Annotated in this window: 17 protein-coding genes; 4 read left to right on the top strand and 13 right to left on the bottom strand. The window is 64.2% G+C overall.

All coding sequences use genetic code 11. From position 1 onward, the window contains the following. Nucleotides 1-11 precede the first annotated feature (11 nt). The 3 genes from ACRVY7_RS18785 to ACRVY7_RS18775 all read right to left on the bottom strand — a co-directional run bounded on the left by ACRVY7_RS18785 (nucleotide 12) and on the right by ACRVY7_RS18775 (nucleotide 4,270). Nucleotides 12-1,169 carry an acyl-CoA dehydrogenase family protein gene (locus tag ACRVY7_RS18785; RefSeq protein WP_431818180.1) on the bottom strand — a complete coding sequence of 386 codons (1,158 nt, stop codon included), beginning with the start codon at nucleotides 1,167-1,169 and terminating at the stop codon, nucleotides 12-14. Between the two features lie 68 nt (nucleotides 1,170-1,237). Next, nucleotides 1,238-2,779, bottom strand: coding sequence for an acyl-CoA synthetase (locus tag ACRVY7_RS18780; RefSeq protein WP_431818179.1), 1,542 nt, complete (start codon nucleotides 2,777-2,779; stop codon nucleotides 1,238-1,240). A 51-nt stretch (nucleotides 2,780-2,830) separates the two neighbouring features. Next, nucleotides 2,831-4,270, bottom strand: coding sequence for an aldehyde dehydrogenase (locus ACRVY7_RS18775; RefSeq protein ID WP_049699329.1), 1,440 nt, complete (start codon nucleotides 4,268-4,270; stop codon nucleotides 2,831-2,833). 239 nt (nucleotides 4,271-4,509) lie between these two features. Here ACRVY7_RS18775 and ACRVY7_RS18770 point away from each other — a divergent pair, with 239 nt between their 5' ends. Further along, on the top strand, nucleotides 4,510-5,433 hold the full coding sequence (locus tag ACRVY7_RS18770) for an oxygenase MpaB family protein (protein ID WP_431818178.1): 924 nt from the start codon (nucleotides 4,510-4,512) through the stop codon (nucleotides 5,431-5,433). Continuing rightward, nucleotides 5,430-6,977: a long-chain-fatty-acid--CoA ligase gene (locus tag ACRVY7_RS18765; RefSeq protein ID WP_431818177.1), complete on the top strand. Its 1,548-nt coding sequence runs from the start codon at nucleotides 5,430-5,432 to the stop codon at nucleotides 6,975-6,977. Before ACRVY7_RS18770 ends, ACRVY7_RS18765 begins: the two co-directional genes overlap by 4 nt. A 58-nt stretch (nucleotides 6,978-7,035) precedes the next feature. On the opposite strand, the gene ACRVY7_RS18760 is transcribed toward ACRVY7_RS18765, so the two are convergent. From ACRVY7_RS18760 to ACRVY7_RS18740, 5 genes are all read right to left on the bottom strand, one after another. After that, the gene (locus tag ACRVY7_RS18760; RefSeq protein WP_431818176.1) at nucleotides 7,036-7,701 is read right to left on the bottom strand and encodes a TetR/AcrR family transcriptional regulator; all 666 of its coding nucleotides are present in this window, start codon (nucleotides 7,699-7,701) and stop codon (nucleotides 7,036-7,038) included. A 138-nt stretch (nucleotides 7,702-7,839) separates the two neighbouring features. Beyond that, complete coding sequence (locus ACRVY7_RS18755; protein WP_431818175.1) at nucleotides 7,840-8,451, bottom strand: TetR/AcrR family transcriptional regulator; 612 nt, start codon at nucleotides 8,449-8,451, stop codon at nucleotides 7,840-7,842. A 14-nt stretch (nucleotides 8,452-8,465) separates the two neighbouring features. Continuing rightward, nucleotides 8,466-10,652 carry a 3-hydroxyacyl-CoA dehydrogenase NAD-binding domain-containing protein gene (locus tag ACRVY7_RS18750; protein ID WP_431818174.1) on the bottom strand — a complete coding sequence of 729 codons (2,187 nt, stop codon included), beginning with the start codon at nucleotides 10,650-10,652 and terminating at the stop codon, nucleotides 8,466-8,468. A 59-nt stretch (nucleotides 10,653-10,711) separates the two neighbouring features. Next, on the bottom strand, nucleotides 10,712-11,851 hold the full coding sequence (locus ACRVY7_RS18745; RefSeq protein WP_431818173.1) for an acyl-CoA dehydrogenase family protein: 1,140 nt from the start codon (nucleotides 11,849-11,851) through the stop codon (nucleotides 10,712-10,714). Between the two features lie 36 nt (nucleotides 11,852-11,887). Continuing rightward, complete coding sequence (locus ACRVY7_RS18740; RefSeq protein WP_431818172.1) at nucleotides 11,888-13,666, bottom strand: AMP-dependent synthetase/ligase; 1,779 nt, start codon at nucleotides 13,664-13,666, stop codon at nucleotides 11,888-11,890. Nucleotides 13,667-13,784: 118 nt separating this feature from the next. Here ACRVY7_RS18740 and ACRVY7_RS18735 point away from each other — a divergent pair, with 118 nt between their 5' ends. After that, nucleotides 13,785-15,140: a flavin monoamine oxidase family protein gene (locus tag ACRVY7_RS18735; RefSeq protein ID WP_431818171.1), complete on the top strand. Its 1,356-nt coding sequence runs from the start codon at nucleotides 13,785-13,787 to the stop codon at nucleotides 15,138-15,140. 7 nt (nucleotides 15,141-15,147) lie between these two features. Here the strand turns inward: ACRVY7_RS18735 and ACRVY7_RS18730 are convergent, their stop codons facing one another. Further along, nucleotides 15,148-15,699: a YceI family protein gene (locus ACRVY7_RS18730; protein ID WP_431818170.1), complete on the bottom strand. Its 552-nt coding sequence runs from the start codon at nucleotides 15,697-15,699 to the stop codon at nucleotides 15,148-15,150. 60 nt (nucleotides 15,700-15,759) lie between these two features. Here ACRVY7_RS18730 and ACRVY7_RS18725 point away from each other — a divergent pair, with 60 nt between their 5' ends. Further along, nucleotides 15,760-16,617 carry a D-hexose-6-phosphate mutarotase gene (locus ACRVY7_RS18725; RefSeq protein ID WP_431818169.1) on the top strand — a complete coding sequence of 286 codons (858 nt, stop codon included), beginning with the start codon at nucleotides 15,760-15,762 and terminating at the stop codon, nucleotides 16,615-16,617. Nucleotides 16,618-16,627: 10 nt separating this feature from the next. Here ACRVY7_RS18725 and ACRVY7_RS18720 read toward each other — a convergent pair whose 3' ends face one another. The 4 genes from ACRVY7_RS18720 to ACRVY7_RS18705 all read right to left on the bottom strand — a co-directional run bounded on the left by ACRVY7_RS18720 (nucleotide 16,628) and on the right by ACRVY7_RS18705 (nucleotide 19,541). Beyond that, complete coding sequence (locus tag ACRVY7_RS18720) at nucleotides 16,628-17,668, bottom strand: NAD(P)-dependent alcohol dehydrogenase (protein WP_431818168.1); 1,041 nt, start codon at nucleotides 17,666-17,668, stop codon at nucleotides 16,628-16,630. 199 nt (nucleotides 17,669-17,867) lie between these two features. Then, complete coding sequence (locus tag ACRVY7_RS18715; protein WP_431818167.1) at nucleotides 17,868-18,395, bottom strand: hypothetical protein; 528 nt, start codon at nucleotides 18,393-18,395, stop codon at nucleotides 17,868-17,870. A gap of 59 nt (nucleotides 18,396-18,454) precedes the next feature. Further along, on the bottom strand, nucleotides 18,455-19,039 hold the full coding sequence (locus ACRVY7_RS18710) for a DUF6611 family protein (RefSeq protein ID WP_431818166.1): 585 nt from the start codon (nucleotides 19,037-19,039) through the stop codon (nucleotides 18,455-18,457). Between the two features lie 202 nt (nucleotides 19,040-19,241). Then, on the bottom strand, nucleotides 19,242-19,541 hold the full coding sequence (locus tag ACRVY7_RS18705) for a YiaA/YiaB family inner membrane protein (RefSeq protein ID WP_064868664.1): 300 nt from the start codon (nucleotides 19,539-19,541) through the stop codon (nucleotides 19,242-19,244). Nucleotides 19,542-19,572: the final 31 nt, after the last annotated feature.

Genomic DNA, 19,572 nt, shown 5'->3' with positions numbered 1-19,572 from the left:
GCGCCGTGGAGCTATTGCGAGTTTCGGGCAATCTCGCGGCCAATGATCTCCTTCATGATCTCAGTCGTTCCGCCGTAGATCGTCTGGATGCGACTGTCGACGTACGCCCTCGCGATGGGGTATTCCATCATGTAGCCATAGCCACCGTGCAACTGCACGCATCGGTCGACGACCCGCTTCTGCAGCTCGCTCGCCCACCACTTTGCCTGTGCAGCCTCGACCGCGGTGAGGTCGCCGGCGTTGAGTGCAAGCACAGCCTGGTCGACATAGGTTTGAGTGACGTCGAGCTCGGTCAGTATCTCAGCCAGCACGAACCGGGTGTTCTGGAAATCACCGACGGACTGCCCGAATGCCTTGCGCTCGAACACATACGTTTTCGTCCACTCGTATGCAGCGCGGGCACTCGCGATGGCACCAACCGCGATGGAAAGCCGCTCCCGAGGCAGTCGCTCCATCAGGTGCATCAGTCCACGACCTTCGGTGCCGAGCAAGTTCGCGGCAGGAACTCGCACGTCAACGAATGACAGTTCAGCGGTGTCCTGACCAGCGAGCCCGACCTTCTTCAGTTTGCGACCACGAGTGAAGCCGTCCATATCGCGTTCGACGACGAAGAGGCTGTATCCGCGGGAACCTGCGCCGGGATCGGTCCTGGCCGCGACAATCACAAGATCCGCGTGAATCCCGTTGGTGATGAAGGTCTTTTGTCCGTTGAGAACCCAATGGTCTCCGTCACGGACTGCCGTGGTCTTGATTCCCTGGAGGTCGCTGCCCGTACCCGGCTCGGTCATTGCGATGGCGCAGATCAGTTCACCACCGGCCATACCGGGGAGCCATCGTTGCTTCTGCTCTTCCGTCCCCAGGTCGCAGATGTAGGGGATGATGATGTCGTCCTGGGTGCCGAGTCCAGCACCGAACGAGGTGGTGCCGGTTCGCGCGATCTCCTCCGCCACCACATACCGGTACCGATAATCGGACTCCCCCGGACCACCGAACTCTTCGGGAACAGCCAATCCCGTGATGCCGACCTTTCCGGCCGCCAACCATGCCGCCCGGTCGATCAGCCGAGCATCTTCCCACTCCTCGTAATAAGGAATGACTTCCCGCGCGAGGAATTCACGGACAGTCTCCCGATATGCCTCATGATCCTGGTTGAAAATTGTGCGACGCATTACTTCTCCTCTGTTGTGGACCCGGCCGTGCAAGATTTTTGTCAAGGCTGTGGGCAGCTGGTGCGCGGTCAAGCGGAAAGGCTGGCGATACTTGCTGCGATCTTGCGCTTGATCAGCTTTCCGGTGGGCGTGCGAGGCAGGTCGCCGCTGAACACGATGCGACGTGGCACCTTGTATTTCGCAATCCGCTCCCGCAGATAGGCGTTCAGCTCGGCGGCAAGCGCTTCGTCCCCGACGACGCCCGCGGTCGGTTCGACGACGGCGGTCACCGTCTCGCCCATTTCCAGATCAGGAACCCCGATTACCCCGGCATCGATGACCTTCGGGTGTTCGACCAGAAGATTTTCGATTTCCTGAGGGTAGATGTTCACTCCGCCGGAGATGATCATGAATGAGTCACGATCGGTGAGGAACAGGTAGCCATCCTCGTCGAGATATCCGACGTCACCGGTGGTGGTCCAGGTCGGGTGAGTGGGATGCTGCGCCTCGCGTGTCTTATCTGGCGCATTGTGGTATTCGAATGGCAAGCTTTCGCGTTCGAAATAGACGGTGCCGATATCTCCAGCGCCCAATTCGTTGCCGTCCTCGGCGCAGATGCGTGCGACACCGAGAACGGCCTTGCCGACCGTACCGGGCTTGTGGAGCCATTCGTCGGTGTTGACCAGGGTAAGGCCGTTGAGCTCGGTGGACGAGTAGTACTCCGACAGTATCGGCCCCCACCACTCGATCATCTGCCGTTTGACCTCGACCGGGCAGGGAGCAGCCGCGTGGACCGCCACCCGCAGACTCGACACGTCGTAGCTGTCGCGGACGGTCTGCGAGAGTTTCAGCATCCGAACGAACATCGTGGGAACCCACTGGCTGTAGGTGATCCGATACCGCTGGATGTACTCGAGCGCCTTTTCCGCATCGAATCGGTCCATGACGACAACCGTGCCGCCGAGCGCTTGAACCGCTGCGCACGTACGTAGCGGGGCAGCGTGATACAGCGGCGCGGGCGACAGATATACCGTTTCCGGTCCAACGCCCCACACCGTTGCGTTCATCGCTGTCATCGTGTCGCCGGGGTCACCGATCTGGCGGTCGGGCAGTGCAGGCTTGATTCCCTTGGGGCGACCGGTGGTTCCCGAGGAATAGAGCATGTCGGCGCCCCGGGGCTGATCCGGTAGCGGCTCAGTCGATTCCGCCGCCGCTGCTCGGTCGAGGTCGGCGAAGCCGGGGAGAGCGCCTCCGAAGGAGAGGAGATGTTCGACGTCGGGCACCAAGGAACGGAATTCGTCGGCGAACGAATCGAGCGCAGCGTCGACGATCACGGCCCTGGCGCCGCAGTCGTTGATGATGTAGGCAGCCTCGGCGGCGGTGAGGTGCCAATTCACCATCGTCAGATACAGCCCCGATCGCATTGCCGCCCAGTACAAGTCGAAGACTCGTGGGGTGTTGGTGGCGAGGACGGCCAGGTGATCGCCTCGCTCGAGACCCAGACGTCGGAAGTGGCGGGCGAGTTGGATCGAGTTCGACTCGAGTTCGGCGAACGTGACGGATCTACCGGTAGCGGCCATGATCACCGCCGGCTTGTCCGGCGTGGTGTCGAGATGGGCGCCGGGATACATGCTGAATGTCTACCTCTCGGAAAAGCTTCGGATACCTTGGCAGCGGCGTTGTCAGTCGGTGAGGAAGATGGACTTGGTGTTGAAGTAGGCAAAGAGCCCTTCCGGACCCAGTTCTCGTCCGAGGCCACTGGCCTTGATCCCACCGAAAGGTGCACCGAAATCCAGGGTGTAGCCGTTCACGCCGAACGACCCTGTCTCCACCCTTCGTGCAACGTCGAGGCCGTGGTCGGCATCGGAGGTCCACACCGTTCCACCGAGCCCGTATTCGGAATCGTTGGCAATCGCGATCGCCTGCTCTTCGTCGGCGTAAGGAATCACCGACAGCACCGGCCCGAAGATTTCCTCACGGGCGATGGTGTGGTCGAGCCCGACCTCGCCGAAGACCGTCGGTTCGACGAACCATCCGCGGTCGCGGTCGGCCGGTCGCCCGCCGCCGGTGGTCAACTTCGCACCTTCGCTGCGACCGGCTTCGATGTAGGACTCGACTCTCGCCCGCTGACCAGCACTGACGAGCGGCCCGATGAACGTGCTCGGGTCGAGTGGATCACCGACCGGAAGGGAGGCCACCATGGCGGTCACCGCATCGAGCACCTCCGCGTAACGGCTCTGCGGGGCAAGAACTCTCGTCGACGCGTAGCACGTCTGACCGGTGTTGATCAGTGACGCGGTCGCCAGTCCCTGCACGGTAGCCGCCAGGTCGGCGTCGTCGAGGATCAGTGCCGCCGACTTGCCGCCGAGTTCGAGCGAGACCGGGCGCAGCAGCCGACCGCATGTCTCGGCAATCTGGCGTCCGGCTGGTGTGGATCCGGTGAAGGCGACCTTCTGCACTCCGGGGTGGGCGACGAGATGCTTTCCGATCTCCGGTCCGCCGGTGACGATATTGAGGACACCGGCGGGCAGACCCGCTGCGGCTGCGGCCTCGGCCAGCACGAAGGAATCAAGGACGGTCTCCGGAGAGGGCTTGAGGACGACGGTGCATCCCGCCGCGAGCGCCGGGGCGATCTTCATCATTGCCAGTAGCGCGGGGAAGTTCCACGGCGCGATCGCGGCGACGACACCGATCGGTTCCTTTCGCACCACCGTGGTTCCGTTGCCTGCCAACGCCGGCCGATGCTCTTCCAGCGCAGTGCCGCGGATCAGCGCAGCGTAATAGTGCAGCAGACCTGCCGGCCCCTGCCCCTCAGCGACCGTGGAGATCGCGATCGGCATTCCGTTCTGCTCACTGACGAGGCGTGCGGAAAGCTCTGCGCGACTTGCCAACTCGATAGCGAACCCGTCGAGGACATCGGCGCGTTGTGCCGGGGTGAGCGCTGACCAGGTCCGGAACGCACGACCAGCGGCAGCCACGGCGGCGTCGACGTCGGCGGTGGTGCTGGCAGGGACCTGCCCGATCTGTTCCTCTGTAGCCGCCGAGTGCACCTCGATGACGTCAGCCGATGTGGGCGCCTGCCAGTCTCCGTCGATGTACAGAGCAGCGTGATTGTGAACCATGGGGCCTCCTCGGGCCGGTGGGTGCCACGTCGAACTCCGATGCCTCGGCGGCGTCCCAAGTGATCTAGCTCATATAGCGAACGTTAAGTAACTTAGGCATGCGGCGCGCGGCTGTCAACGCATCGGGGATGTCGAAGACCGGCCGTGGCCCTAGACACACGTAGTTATCGATCGCTAAGCTAGCGTGTGTTGCCGGTCACACATCCGGCGTCGTGCCGTCGTCCAATGGAGAACACCAGATGAAGCGCTACGAACTGCGTCACCGCACCGATCACCTCGATCCCGACACGCAATACGAGGAGATCTATCGCATTCTCGCGACACAGGAATTTCCCTGGGACATCAACCAGGCGCTCAGCTTCGCGCTGTTTCGCACATACGCCGTGCCGTCCGTCGGCAGCTTGTTGTTCGGAACCGACGAGTTCACCAGCAGAACGCAAAAACGGTACGACGACACCGGCCTGATCCTCGACGCCGTCCTCGAACACGGCATCACAAGCACCGAGGGACGCTCCGGCATTCGCCGTATGAACCAAATGCACGGCGCCTACGACATCAGCAACGACGACATGCTCTACGTCCTGGCCACCTTCATCGTCACCCCCGTCCGCTGGATAGACCAGTACGGCTGGCGCAAACTCACTGCCAACGAAATCGCAGGTTCGACGAACTATTACCGCGAACTCGGCCGCTACATGGGCATCAAACAGATCCCCGTCACCTGGGACGACTTCGCCCTATTCATGGATGCTTACGAGCGCGCGCACTTCAGGTACGACGCCGGCGCTCGAGCTGTCGCCGACTCCACACTGAACCTGCTGTGCACGTTCCCCCCAAACAATTTCGCGCCCGCCGTCGCGGTCAAGCACTTCGCCTGGGCTCTGATGGACGATCCCCTCCTGGACGCGTTCCACTACCGCCGTCCCGCCCGCATCGAACGGATCCTGTCAATCGGCGCACTCAAGGTTCGCGCCCGCATCATCCGCTTCTTCCCGCCTCGCAGCACCCCCAAGTTCGCCCGCGATCTGCCCAACATCCGCAGTTACCCCGACGGATACCAAGTCGACCAACTCGGAACCTTCCCCAAAACCTGTCCCGTGCAGCACAAAACCGTGCGACACAAGACCGGGAGTGACGAGAAGCAAGGGAACACCATTCCATGACCTACCGCCTCGCTGACGAACCCCGTCGCCATGCACTCGAACGCCCCGACGCTCCAGCCCTGACCGGTCGCGGGAGTTCACTGACCTACGCCGAACTCGATCAGCGCACCAACCGTCTCGCCAACGAGCTTGCGCAGCGCGGGATCGGTCCTCAAGCTCGAGTGGCTGTCCTGGACCGCAGTTCAGTGCAGGTGGTCGAAGTACTGTTCGCGAGCGCCAAGGTGGGCGCGGTCACCGTTCCCGTCAACTGGCGGCTCACGGCGGGCGAACTCGCCGAAGTCCTCGACGACTGCGAAGCTCAAATCTTGTTCTACGACAGCACTTTCGGCGATACGGTAGCTCAGCTGCGAACCCAGGTCCCCTCGCTCACCCAGTTCGTGGTCATCGACGGTGAGGAGGACAGCGACTACGAGGCCCTCATCGCCGCCGCCGACGACACCGATCCCGGGTGGGTCGGCGACGAGGACGACATCGTGCTCCAGCTCTATACCTCAGGCACCACCGCCAAACCGAAGGGTGTGCTCAGCTCCAACAGGAATCTCGGTGCCTGTACTCGTTCCGGCGGCCCGTGGGGATTCCACTCCTCCTCGGTGAGTTTGTGTGCGATGCCCCTGTTCCACATCGGCGGCCTTGGATTTGCGCTCGTCGGCATTGCTTACGGCGCCCACAACATCATCGTGCGCGATTTCACCCCGGAGTCGCTGCTCGACACCTTCGAGCAATACCGCATCACCAACACCTTCCTGGTTCCATCGGTAATCGGAATGATGGTGGAGGTTCCCGGCGCAGCGACACGAGACTTCACGGCGTTGCGCTCGATCGCCTACGGCTCCTCACCGATCACCCCGGCGTTACTCAAGCGTGCCCTGGCTACTTTCGGACGGCCACTGTTCCAGGTGTACGGACTCACCGAGACCCACGGCGCCATTACCCAGCTCGACGCCGATGACCACACCACCGCGGGCGATCGCGTGCACCTTCTGCGCTCCGTCGGAAAACCGTACCCATGGGTGGAGCTACGAATAGTGCGCCCATATTCCACGGAGCCGGCGGATATCGACGAATCCGGAGAGATTTGTGTACGGTCCCCGCAGAACACCGTCGGCTACTTCCATCGCCCCGAGGAAACCGCAAAGGCGATCGACAACGACGGTTGGTTTCACACCGGCGATGTAGGACGATTCGATCAGGACGGCTATCTCTTCATCACCGACCGGATCAAGGACATGATCATCACCGGCGGGGAGAACGTCTATCCGATCGAAGTCGAATCGGTCATCGCCGATTACCCAGGTGTCTCCCAAGTAGCCGTCATCGGTGTTCCTGATCCGGTATGGGGAGAAGCAGTCAAAGCCGTGGTCATCGCCGCACCCGGACAGACGATCGAACCTCTCGACCTGATGACGTTCGCTCGCGATCGTCTCGCCGGCTACAAATGTCCCAAGTCGATCGACATCACGAATGCCCTCCCGCTGGGAGCAACGGGCAAGATCCTCAAGCGTGAACTGCGCAACCAGTACGCCCAGCAAGTCTCGACGAGTTAGTCTCCACGTTTCGGCGAGCGACGGTGAATGCGACTGCCGCGCTTGGGTTCAGTGACGGCTACGTAGGCGTCGAGGGTGCTCGCTTACGTGGTTTGGCTGCCGCAGAAACATAGCCAACAGCTGTCAGGGCAATTTCTGAGTACTTGGCGGCAACGACCTCCGGCGCCATGTTCCCCTCAGCGTGGTACCACCGTGGGATCGACTGGCACATCGCCAGGACGGCGCGGGCGGATTCGGCGGGGTCTGCCGTGTAGAAGATTCCTCGCTCGTTCCCATCCTCGATAATGCCGAGTACGAGCTCTTCGATTCCTTTGCGGACGACTCGATACCGGAGGCGGTTCTCCGGACTGAGGTATCGAACCTCACCTTCGAGTGCCGCCAGCCGGGAACGCGTGGTCATGCGGAGGACAATTGCCTCGATGACATTGGATAATTGTTGCGCCGGATCATCGCCCCCATCCGCTTTCGCGGAGTGCGCGCGAGCCAGAACATCGCTCGTGGAGTACTCCAGGAGGGCGAGCAAAATACCCTCCTTACTACCGTGGTGGTAGTACAGAGCCGGGATCGTCACGCCTACCCGCTGAGCAATTTCTCGCACCGAGGTTCCATGGAAGCCGTTCTCATAGAACGCATCCAAAGCGTGCACCAGGATTGGTGACAGCTTCGGCGGATCAACACTCCGCCAGTGTGGATTCCCGACGACAGACGAGCTCACCGTCGCCACCCTTGTACAATGCCCACCAGCCAGAGCCTAACCGTCGATAGTCGATGTCTTTTCGGCATCTAGTCTAGCTAGGTTCACAATCCACGAGGATCACCCGGCACAGCCACGTAACCGACCGCTCCCCCGCCGATTGCGAGTTCAGACAGAACCCGACATGACCCGCTCGGCGAGCGGGACGAGCGTCTCGACGAGAATCGTGCGGGCCTGCTTGCGGGAGAGCGTCTTTCGATCGACCCATTCACGGGCGGTGGCCTTCATCATGCCGCCCCAGCTCCGGAACACGGCGAGCGCCACCTGATGCTCGCGGCCCGTCCCGTCGAAACCGATAGCGTCGAGCACGCGTTGGGCCGCGCGATCGTCGGCCTCGTTGAGGATCGCCGCGATCTGCGGATCGTCACCGATCCCCTCGACGCCGACCGCCAACCACGTCTTTCCGTGAGTGTCGAGGACGGTCATCAGCCAGTCGACCGACGCCTCGACCCGCTCCCGCAGGGTGCCGCCCGGCAGAGTCACCGTGTCGATCTCGGGCACGATCATCATGGCACGCACGACTTCGACGTAAAGGTCGCGCTTGGTGCCGAAATAGTGGTTCAGCAGCCCGCGCGCCACTCCGGCCTCGCGGGCGAGCTCGGCCATCTGCACCGTCGCGTAGGGCTGCTCACCGAACATCCGGATGGCGACGGCCAGGATTTCATTGCGCCTGGCGTCGGGGCCGAGTCTGCGCCAACGCGGTTCATCTGCGGTGGTCACAGTGTGTGATGTTGTCACACAAGCTCGCTGCCGTCTGCCGCACGGGCGCGTAGAGCCTCACTGACGACGAATCTGGCGCCGTAGCGCGCACGGAGCTCGTCTGCGCGCGCAACGAATCCGCCCATCCCGCCCGGATACTGATTGATGTACTGCAGCGCGCCGCCGGTCCACGCCGGATACCCGATACCCATGATCGAGCCGACGTTGGCCTCGGCCACCGACCCGATGGTGCCCTCGTCGTAGCAGGCGAACGCCTCCAGTGCCGCGGCGACGAGCATCCGTTCTTTCGCGTCTTCGAACGAGATCTCGACGTCGGACCTCGTGTAGAGCTCCGCGAGGCGCGGCCACAGTCCGAGTCGCCTTCCGCTGGGGCCGTCGTAGTCGTAGAACCCGCGGCCTTCCAGGCGACCCGGGCGATCGAACTCCTCGAGCATCCTGTCCACCAACGGATACGACGCACTGGGTACGAAGTCGACGCCCCGCGCAGCGGCGTCGGCGATGAATCCCGCACGGATCTTCGCGATGGTCTTCATGTTGATCTCGTCGAACAGAGTCAACGCGCCGGCCGGGAAACCCGCCTGCAGCGCGGCTTGTTCGGCGCTGGCGGGGTGCATGCCCTCGGCCACGAGCGAGAGCGCCTCGTCGACGAACTTCGCGATGACGCGATTGGCGTAGAAGCCGTACGTGTCCTGCACGACGATGGGCGTCTTGCGGATCTGCTTCGCGAAATCCAGTGCACGAGCCAGTGATTCGTCTGAGGTTTGCTGTCCGACGACGATCTCGACGAGCGGCATCTTGTCGACCGGTGAGAAGAAGTGCAGACCGATCACGTCGGAGGGTCGGGTCACCGCACCCGCCATCTCGGCGATGGGCAGTGCCGAGGTGTTCGACGCGAGCAGGGCGTCGTCGGCGACGTAGCCTTCGACCTCGGCGAGAACCTTTTTCTTGAGTTCGACATCTTCGAACACGGCCTCGACGACGAGGTCGGCACCCTTGACGTCGGAGATGTTGTCGGTGGCCAGGATTCGGTCGAGGACTCGATCGCGTCCTTCCGCGTCGAGGCGGCCCTTGGCGACCTTGGCGTCGAGGATTCGCCGGGAGTAGTCCTTGCCGCGTTGCGCGCCTTCGATCGTGACGTCACGCAGGACGACGTCGACTCCTGCCTGCGCGGTGACGTACGCGATCGCCGCGCCCATCATGCCCGCGCCGAGGACGGCGACCTTGGTGGCCTTGCGTACCGGAACGTCGGCGGGGCGGGCGGTTCCCTTGTTGACCTTGCCCAGGTCGAAGAAGAGGGCCTTGATCATGTTGGCCGAGATCTGGCCACAGATCAGTCGCGCGCAGTAGCGCGTCTCGATGGTGAAGGCGGTGTCGATGTCGACCGAAGCGCCCTCGACTGCGGTGGCCAGCACCGAGATCGGGGCGTTCATCGGCGAGCCCTTGAGTTGCTTGCGCAGTGTCGCGGGGAATGCGGGCAGGTTGGCCGCAAGTGCGGGCGACGACGGCGTGCCACCCGGAATGCGAAATCCCTTGCGGTCCCACGGTTGCGCGGCGTCGGGGTTGGCTTTGATCCAGGTGCGTGCGGCGTCGAGCATTCTTTCTCGGGTCGAGACGACCTCGTCGATCACGCCGACCTGTAATGCCTTGCGCGGCGTCATCCGCTGTCCCTGACCCACCACGTTGAGCATCGCGTCGACCACCCCCAGCATGCGCACGACGCGTGTCACACCACCGGCGCCGGGCAGCACGCCGAACGTGACCTCGGGAAGCCCGAGCAGACTTCCTCTGGCGTCCAATGCAATTCGACGATGCGCCGCCAACGCGACCTCGAATCCGCCTCCGAGTGCTGTGCCGTTGATCGCCGCGACCACAGGCCTACCCAGGGTTTCGAGTCTGCGGAACGTCTCCTTGTAATGGTCGAGCCCTGCCGAGATGGCTTCGATGTCATCGGGGCCCGCGGTCATCAGCAGGTTGAGGTCGCCGCCCGCGAAGAACGTGTCCTTGCCCGACGCGATGATCACGCCGGTGATCGAATCCTTTTCACGCTCAAGGCGTTCGACGACGCTGCGCAGAGCTGCAGACATATCGTCGGTCATCGTGTTGGTCGGCTGGGTCTTGTCGTCGATGGTGACCGTGACGATGCCGTCCGCGTCGACGTCCCAGCCGATGATGCGGGACGTGTGAGTGGTGAAGTCGGTCAAGGGTTTCGCCTTCGTGAGTGTGTGAAATCAGATCGCCGGCAGAACTAGAGACTGCAGAGTCAGAGACTGCGCGCGATGAGGTCTTTCATGACCTCGTTGGCTCCCGCGTAGATCTTCGCGATGCGCCCGTCGACAAACAGCCGCGCGATCGGGTACTCCTCCATGTAGCCGTAGCCGCCGTGCAACTGCAGGCAACGGTCGACGACCTGTGTCTGCTGCTCCGAGCACCACAGTTTGATCATCGCGGCACCCTTGACGTCGAGTTCGCCACGCACATGCTTGTCGATCGCATCGTTGACGAAGGCGCGCATCACCTCGACGGTGGTGGCGATGTCGGCAAGCTCGAACCGCGTATTCTGCAGTGCGAAGAGCGGTTTGCCGAAGGCGTGGCGCTCACGCACGTACTCGAGCGTCAGCTCGTAGGCTGCCTCCACGACGCCGAGCGCAGCGACGCCGACGATCAGTCGCTCCTGCGGGAGTTGCTGCATCAGTTGGACGAAGCCCGTGCCCTCCGTGCCGCCCAGCAGATGCGTCGCGGGCACGCGGAGGCCGTCGAAGAAGAGCTCCGTGGTGTCCTGTCCCTTCTGGCCGATCTTCTTGAGCTTGCGTCCACGCTCGAAACCCGCTGGGTTGTCGCCTACTTCGGCAACGAGCAGTGAGACGCCCTTGGCGCCGAGCTCCGGGTCGGTCTTGGCCGCGATGATCAGTAGGTCGCACGTTGCGCCGTTGGAGATGAAAGTCTTTGCGCCCGTGATGACGTACTCGTCGCCGTCGCGCACCGCGCGGGTGCTGATGGCCTGCAGATCCGACCCGGTGCCCGGCTCGGTCATGGCGATGGCGCCGATCCACTCACCCGAGACGAGCTTGGGAATCCACCGCTTCTTCTGTTCCTCGTTCGCATACGAGAGCAGGTAGTGGGGAACGATCCCGGAGTGCACGCCGAGTTGCATCGAGAGGTCGGCGCCGCGGGCCTGTTCGCGGAAGAGTACGGCCTCGTGCGCGAATGTCGCTCCGCCACCGCCGTATTCCTCGGGTATCGACATGCCGAGCAAACCGAGTTCGCCCGCGCGTCGGTAGAGCGCGCGGTCGGGTTGACCGGCCGCCGCGAACTCCTCGTGGCGCGGCGCAACCTCTTTGGTGAAGAACTCGCGGGCGAGCGCGGTGAGGTCGGCGAGTTCGGTTGTCAGATCGTTTGTCATCGTGGTCTGCCTTCGTGGTGCTTGTCGGGAGCGCGTTCAGCGCTGATAGAGCGCGTCGATCTCGTCGGCATACTTTTTGGCGATCGGCGAACGCTTGAGCTTCATCGTCGGCGTGAGTTCGTCGCCACCCGGGGCCCAGTACGTCGGCAACACCTGCCACGCGCGGATGTGTTCGACGCGACTGAGCCGCGAGTTGGCCTGTGCTACTGCAGTTTCAATCGTGCCTAGGATCTTCGGGTGCAGTGCGAGCACTTCTGGTCGATCGTCGACGATGCTGGCCTTCTGTGCGAAAGCTGCCACCGCATCGGGGTCGAGGGTGATCAGCGCCGACACGTAGGGGCGGTTGTCGCCGATGGCGACGACGCTGCCGATCAGTGGACTGGCCGCGGTGAGCGCGCCCTCGATATTCGACGGTGACATGTTCTTTCCGCCGGAGTTGATGATCAACTCCTTCTTGCGGTCGACGATCGTCAGGAAGCCGTCGGCGTCGAGCGTCCCGATGTCGCCGGTGTGCACCCAGCCGTCGGCGTCGAGTGTCTGGCCCGTGCGTTCCGGATCGTTGCGGTAGCCGCGCATCACACCTCCGCCGCGCACCATCACCTCACCGTCGGACGCGAGCGTCACCTCGGTGCCCGGAATTGCCGTACCGACGCTCCCGTACCGCGGTCGGGCGACCGGGTTGACCGTGGTGACCGCGGACGTCTCCGACATGCCCCACGCCTCCATCACCGGAATGCCCAGTGCGAGCATGAATTCGAGCGCCGCGACGTCGACAGGGGCGGCTCCGGAGACGGCGGCGACGAGCGAATCCATCCCGAGCTTTGCACGTAGCTTCGACAGCACCAGCTTGTCGGCGATCGCAGCGGCGACGTTGTCGCGCAGGCCGAGTCGCCGTCCGCCGACCGTGGCGGCCGCCTTCTTCTTGCCTGCAGCGAGAGCCCACGCGGCCAGTGCGCCTTTGATTCCCGGCTCGGCGTCGAGCGTCGTCTCGATGCTGCCCTTGATCTTGTACCAGAGCATCGGAACGGCGACGAAGAACGTCGGGTGGACCTGACCAAGCGTCCCGACGAGTTGTTTGGTGTCGGGGAGGTCGGTGACCGTGATGCCGAAGTACATGGGTGCGTACTGGCAGATCCACCGGTTGATGAGGTGTGCGTCGGGCAGGTACGAGATGACGCGGCCGTCGGACAGGTCGCCGATCACGTCGGTGATCACCTCGAGTTGGTAGAGCAGGTTGGCGTGCGTGAGTTCGACGCCCTTGGGGTTGCCGGTGGTCCCGCTCGTGTAGATCAGCGTGAGCACGTCCGAGCGTTCGACCTGCTGGTACGTGGCGTCGAAGTCGAAGCCGTCGGGTGCGGGCGCGGCGATCAGTTCGGCGAGTGTCACGACGCCCGCGGTTCCGTCCGGCGCGTCGACGACCACGACGGCGGCGGAGCCCTTACCCGCCTCGACGATCCTCTCGAGGAACTGCGTCTCGGTGATGACGACGGACGGCTCGGCGTTGTGGAAGAGGTAGGCGATCTGCGGGGCGGCGTTGGTGTTGTAGACCGAGAAGGTCACAGCGCCGAGGTGCATCGCCGCGGCGTCGACGATGTGGAACTCGGGTCGGTTGGTGAGCATGATGCCGACGGTGTCGCCGCGCGTGACCCCGAGTACGGCGAGACCTGCAGCCACCTCGCGCACGCGCCGCCCGTACTGCGCCCAGGTCAACGACGTCGTGCCGTCAGCGGTGCGGATGGCCACCCGATCCGCATGGTCGACCACACGGCGCTGGAAGTGCGTGCACAGGGTGTCTGGTTTCGGGCTACCGGTCATCGTCGTCCTCACTCTATTTGGCGTCGCGCCAACAATCATCGAGGCTCGTTGGCGGGATGTCAATAACTTGGTCGACGCTGCGGTGGCCCCACCTCGCGTCGCGGTGTAGACCGATCTCATGGAGACACCACGGGCCGGATCGCCACTCGACTACGACACCGTCGTTGTCGGGGCGGGGATCGCGGGCTTGACCGCCGCCCGACTACTCACCCGCGCCGGCCACCGGGTCACCGTTCTCGAAGCGCGCGACCGGATCGGCGGACGCGTGCACAGCGACCGATCGGGTGGCACGGTGACCGATCGTGGCGCCTCGTGGATTCACGGAATCAACGAGGCCCCGCTGCACGCCGTCACCGAGGCCTTCGGCATGCGCACCGTCGAATTCACGGTTGGCAGCTACCAACCCGACAGTCGGCCGATCGCCTACTACGACCCTGACGGCAGACGACTCGACGACGACGCCGTTGCCGCCTTCGCTGCCGACGTGCATGCCTTCGACGACGCACTGTCGAAATTCGTCGCAACGATCGGCGCCGGGGTGTCGTACGGCGAGGCGACGGAAACGACGCTCATCGCTCTCGGTTGGAATGACGCACGAGCACAACGTGTTCGAGAGTTCGCTCGCCACCGCACCGAAGAACAGTACGGCGTGTGGATCGACGAGCTCGATGCCCACGGACTCGACGACGACGAGACGGATGGCGACGAAGTCGTGTTTCCCGACGGCTACGACCAGCTGGCCACGCACCTGGCAGACGGACTCTCGGTGACACTCAATCGTTCTGTCGCCCGCATCCATTGGGACGAGAACAGCGTCACCGTGATCGATGCCGCCGGCGAGGAGGCGTCGGCCGCACGCGTCGTCGTGACCGTACCGGTCGGAATCCTCAAATCCGGCGCGCTGACCTTTGATCCGCCACTACCTGAACCCGTTGCCGGAGCGCTGGATCGGCTCGAGATGAACGCGTTCGAGAAGGTGTTCCTGCGATTCGAATCGAAGTTCTGGGATGACGGCGTGTATGCGATTCGCCGACAGGGACCGGCCGCCCGGTGGTGGCACTCCTGGTACGACCTCTCGGCCCTTCACGGCGAGCCGACGCTGCTCACCTTCGCCGCTGGCCCTTGCGCTCGCGCGGTTCGCGAGTGGAGCGACGAGGACATCGCGGCATCGGTCCTCGACTCGCTGCGCGAAATCTACGGCGACGCTGTCCCCGAGCCGACTCGCATCGACGTAACCCGTTGGCAGGACGACCCTTTCGCGCATGGCTCCTACGCGTACATGACCGTCGGCTCGACGACCGCCGACCACGACGTGCTGGCGACACCGCTGGGCGGGGGCGTCGTGCATCTGGCAGGCGAGGCCACGTGGACCGACGACCCGGCAACGGTCACCGCTGCGCTCGAGTCGGGACGCAGAGCGGCGTCGAACATTCTCGGGCGCGACGTGCAGGTCGCCGAACTGTGGTCGCGCTGAATAACTTTCAGTGATCTGACGCCAGCTGGACGCTGATGGTCACGCGCACCTCGTCGTCGACCTTGAGCGCACCCATCATCATCGAGTACGGCTTCAGCCCGAAGTCGCGGTGGGAAACCGCGGTTTCGATTGTGGCGGTGCGCTTCCCGTCCGCATCGGCAACCTCGACGTCGAGCGGATGCTGACGTTGCTTACCGTTGATCGAGAGCGTCCCGTCTATGCGATAGCCGGCCTCGGTGGTCGTGATCGACGCGGCGTCGTAGGTGATCGTCGGCGACTTCGACGCGTTGAGCGACTTGAGCGCGTTGCTTCTGGCGAGAGACTTTTCCGGCCCGGTCAGCGGCGTGACCCCGCCCTCACCAGAGACGACGGTCAGCGAGTCGACATCGATCGAGGCGGACACGTCGGACGGCACGCCGTCGCTGAGACCGACTGACGCCGACCACTGCTGCATCTCGATGGTCAATCGGTGACCTGTTCGCGATGCCGGACCGGTCACACCGGTGTGAAGGATCAGCGTCCCGTTGGCCGGGCCGAATTGCCATGACTCCTGCGCCATTGCGCCTCCTCGAGTGTCGACGACCACCCTAGGCGCTTCCGCTGTGCCAAGGTTGTCGATGTGACTGCATCGGAAAGTCAGGGAGTCGTGCTCGGGACAGCATTCGGATTCGACGCGTGGCTCGTGACGACGCCGCACGCCACCGCGGCGATCTCGATCTTCGGTGGGCAGGTGCTCTCCTACCGGCCGACCGGAGCCGACGACGTGCTGTGGGTATCGCCGCTGGCCGCGAGGCCGCCGACTCCCATCCGTGGTGGCATTCCCGTGTGCTGGCCGTATTTCGGGAAGGAGAACCAGACCGGTGACGTGCCCTCGCACGGTTACGCGCGCACCGCGACGTGGCAGGTCGTGGAGACCGAGGTTCTTGCCGACGATGTGACGCAGGTGCGGTTGGCACCGCAGGGACTCGAGCAGCTCACGCTGCGCCTGGAGCTGATCGTGCGCGTCGGCACGACGCTGGAAATCGGTGTGCGCACCACGAACCTCGCCGACGAGCCCGCGGTGCTCACCGAGGCGCTGCACAACTACCTGCGCGTCTCGGATGCCACCGACGTCCACGTGGAGGGACTTTCGGGCAAGTCGTACGAGGACAAGTTCGACGACCTGAAGGTCAAGACGCAGGACGGCGACTGGCGCCTCCCTGACGACGTGCCGCGCAGCGATCGGCTCTACCCCGATGCGGGTGGAACCTACCGGCTCGTCGACCCGGGTCTTGGCCGGACCATCCGCGTGACCGGCGATCGCGCGCGCACCGCCGTCGTGTGGAACCCGGGGCCTGACGTCGCCTCCGGGATGGCCGACGTCGGGCCGCACTGGCGCGAGTTCGTGTGCGTCGAGACGGCCAACGCCGGTCCGGATCTCCTCACCGTCGCTGCAGGCGCGACCGTCGAGATGTGGCAGACGATCGCTCTGGAGTGAGGCTCAGGCTTTACGGAACCACGACCGCTCGTCCGCGCAGGTCGTTGGCAGCGAGCTTGCGGTACGCAGCGACGCCGTCGTCGAGGCTGAACCGCTCCACCGCGACGTCGAGGACGCCGTCGCGCGCGAGGTCGAGGACCTCGATCAGCTCCGCACGGGCGCCCCAGTAGGGCGTGCGGACCGACACCTCGTAGGGCTGTGACCAGAAGCCAACGGTCGCCGCAGCCTTGCCGTCGCCGAGTCCCACGATCGTGACGTCGCCCATCGTGCCGACGACACCCATCGCCGTGTTAATCGTCGGCTGATATCCGACGAAGTCGAAAACGGCTGTCGCGCCGTCTTTTCCGGTGATCTTGCGGACGTTCTCGACGGCGTCGGCGTCGCTGAGTACTGCCTCGTGCGCACCGACCTGCTTGGCGAAGTCGAGCTTCTCCTGCGTGACGTCGAGTGCGATGACCCGCGCCGGGGTGAGGTGCCGCAACATCTGGATGGCCACGTGTCCCAGTCCGCCCGAGCCGATCACGACGGCGGTGGTGCCGCCGAGAAGCTTGCTCAACGACGGCTTGATTGCGTGGTAGGGCGTAAGGCCGGCGTCGGTGAGCGGAACCGTGGTGACGGGATCGAGGTCACCGATGGGGACGAGGTGCCGCGGGTCGTCGACGACGACGTACTCGGCCATCGCACCGTCGTGTCCGAGTCCGGGCGGCGTGATCTGCAGGTCGGCGGCCCGCGAGCAGTAGTTCTCGAGGCCCTGCGAACAGAAGTGGCAGACTCCGCATCCCCACGGGCCGTAGATGGCGACCGCCGTGCCCTCGCTGACCGTCGAAACGCCCTGTCCCAGTTCGGCGATCACGCCGACGCCCTCGTGGCCGAGCGTCATCGGGAGCGGATACGGGAATGCGCCTTCCGGCGCGTTCAACACGAAGTCGTCGGAGTGGCACGCGCCCGCCGCGGTGACCTTGACGAGCACCTGCCCCGGACCCGGCGTGGGCTTCGGAACGTCGCGGAGCTCGGGTTCGGCTCCGGCTTTGACCATCTGTACGGCCTTCATCGGTGAACTGCCTTTCGGATCGGCGTACTCCCCTCCCTGATCTCAGGTTTACTCTCCCATCAAGAACTGTGCTTATGAGGGGTGCCGACCCGGCTCGTGGGGTCCGCGGCGGGTGCGAGCACTCCCAGCGGACCCGCTGCCAGCCGAGCCCGATCGCGGGCAGTCGAGCTCATCGACCACCGACTGCGCAACCACGTTGTCACTGCCACGGCCGTGGCTCCGCACGATGCTCGGCGTGGCCACACCACGACGTCACCGCATTGGCGATGTAGTCGCATGATGCCCTGTTCGAGAACAACTTCGACGTGATCGACGGCGCAGGGAGTCCGCCGTTCATCGTCAGGTGATACCAGCTGTCGGCACACACCTGGCCGAACCAGTGCTTGAAGATGACCGGTTCCGTCGGCTCGATTCCCGGGGTGCAGACGACCAGGACGCGGTCGACGTCGGTGTCGAGCACGAGGTCGGTCAGCGAGGAGACCACGACGTTGCGCAGCGCTCGCGTTGGGCGTGCCAGCGTGTCCAGTCCGAAGCGCGATGTCGATCTCTTGATCGAACCCCCGTCGACGAGGATCAGTCCGATCCGTGCTTCGGGCGACGGCTCGGCGTCGACGCGCACTCCCATGTCGCCCAACGCCGCGGCAATATCGGGATTGATCGGCCCGAACGTGCGGGCGGCGACATGGTGACGCGAGACCCGCGCGGCACGTTCCATCGCGATGGTCATGAGATCTCCTCCTGGTCTGCGGTACAGCGTGATGTGGGATGAGTTTCGGATCGCCCGGGTCATCGGCGAGCCATTCTCGGCAGTCGACGACGCCGCTGCGGAATGGAGTCGTAGACGCGCTGCCAGATGAGCTCGTGCTCAACAGGATCGATCACGCCTCGCTCCAATCGACGGTCGGCGGACCGCAATTCGGCGAGGGTGTCGGCGATCGACTTGGGAGTCGGCATCCCTGCGGGCAGCTCGTATCCGGGAATGGTGGTGAGGTCGACGGTGCGTACGGCGCCGGGCAGCGTTCCCGCGGTGCGTCGCGCGACCACACCCGAAACCACGAGCACGGCGGTGGCCGTCGCGAGAACCGTCGTACCCGACGCGCCGATGGAACTGAGACCGACGGCCACGGCCAGCCACGCGACGAGACCCCAGACGGGCCAGCCGCGCCACAGGCGCAGACGGCGACGCTGCATCGAGCTGATACCGGGAGGGAAGACAACCAGGCGGTAGCGGCACACGCCGTAACGGCCCGCACCTGCACTGAACGATCCCCACACCGCAGGCCCCTCGGCGAGCCGGTCGATGATCGCGGAACCCGTTGTTTCCGTACCCAATCGCCCCGTACCCAATTTCTCGGAGCCGTGTGAACTCATCGTCGTCATTCCGATAGTGCTACGCCGCGCGCTCGACGTCGGGAAGGGTCTTAACCGGTCTTTGACGAGACTTTGACGCGGCGTCGAACAGCCTTGACGGGATGCTGACAGTCGGGGTGCATGAGACCGCCCCGGAGTCGTCGAGTGACGCCGGGGCGGTCGGGGGGATTGTTAACGGGGTTGTTGACGGGTGGACTGCGGATTATCCGGCGACCCGGTTGAAGGGGTCGTGTTCGGCGATGAGCTTGTCGACGCGGGCTTCGTCGATTCGGGCACGGACCGTTGTGAGTTCTTGGCGGTCACGGACGACCTTGGCGAGCGTGAAGGTGCTGGAGGTGAGGAACAACAGCGTGATGGCGAGGAATCCGCGCTGCCAGGGGTCGATCGGGAGGTAGAGGATGCCGACACACGCGGTGGCGAGGCTGACAGCGAACGCGATGGCTGCTTGGAGAAAGAAGGCTGCGGTGGTTGCGGTCTGGGGAACTTCGTTGGAGGACGACATGCGTCAACGGTGTCAGCGACGGCAGGCGCGG

The organism is Gordonia jacobaea (genome assembly GCF_965344965.1).
GTDB classification, from domain to species: domain Bacteria; phylum Actinomycetota; class Actinomycetes; order Mycobacteriales; family Mycobacteriaceae; genus Gordonia; species Gordonia jacobaea.
This window is presented reverse-complemented; position numbering and strand designations above follow the sequence as displayed.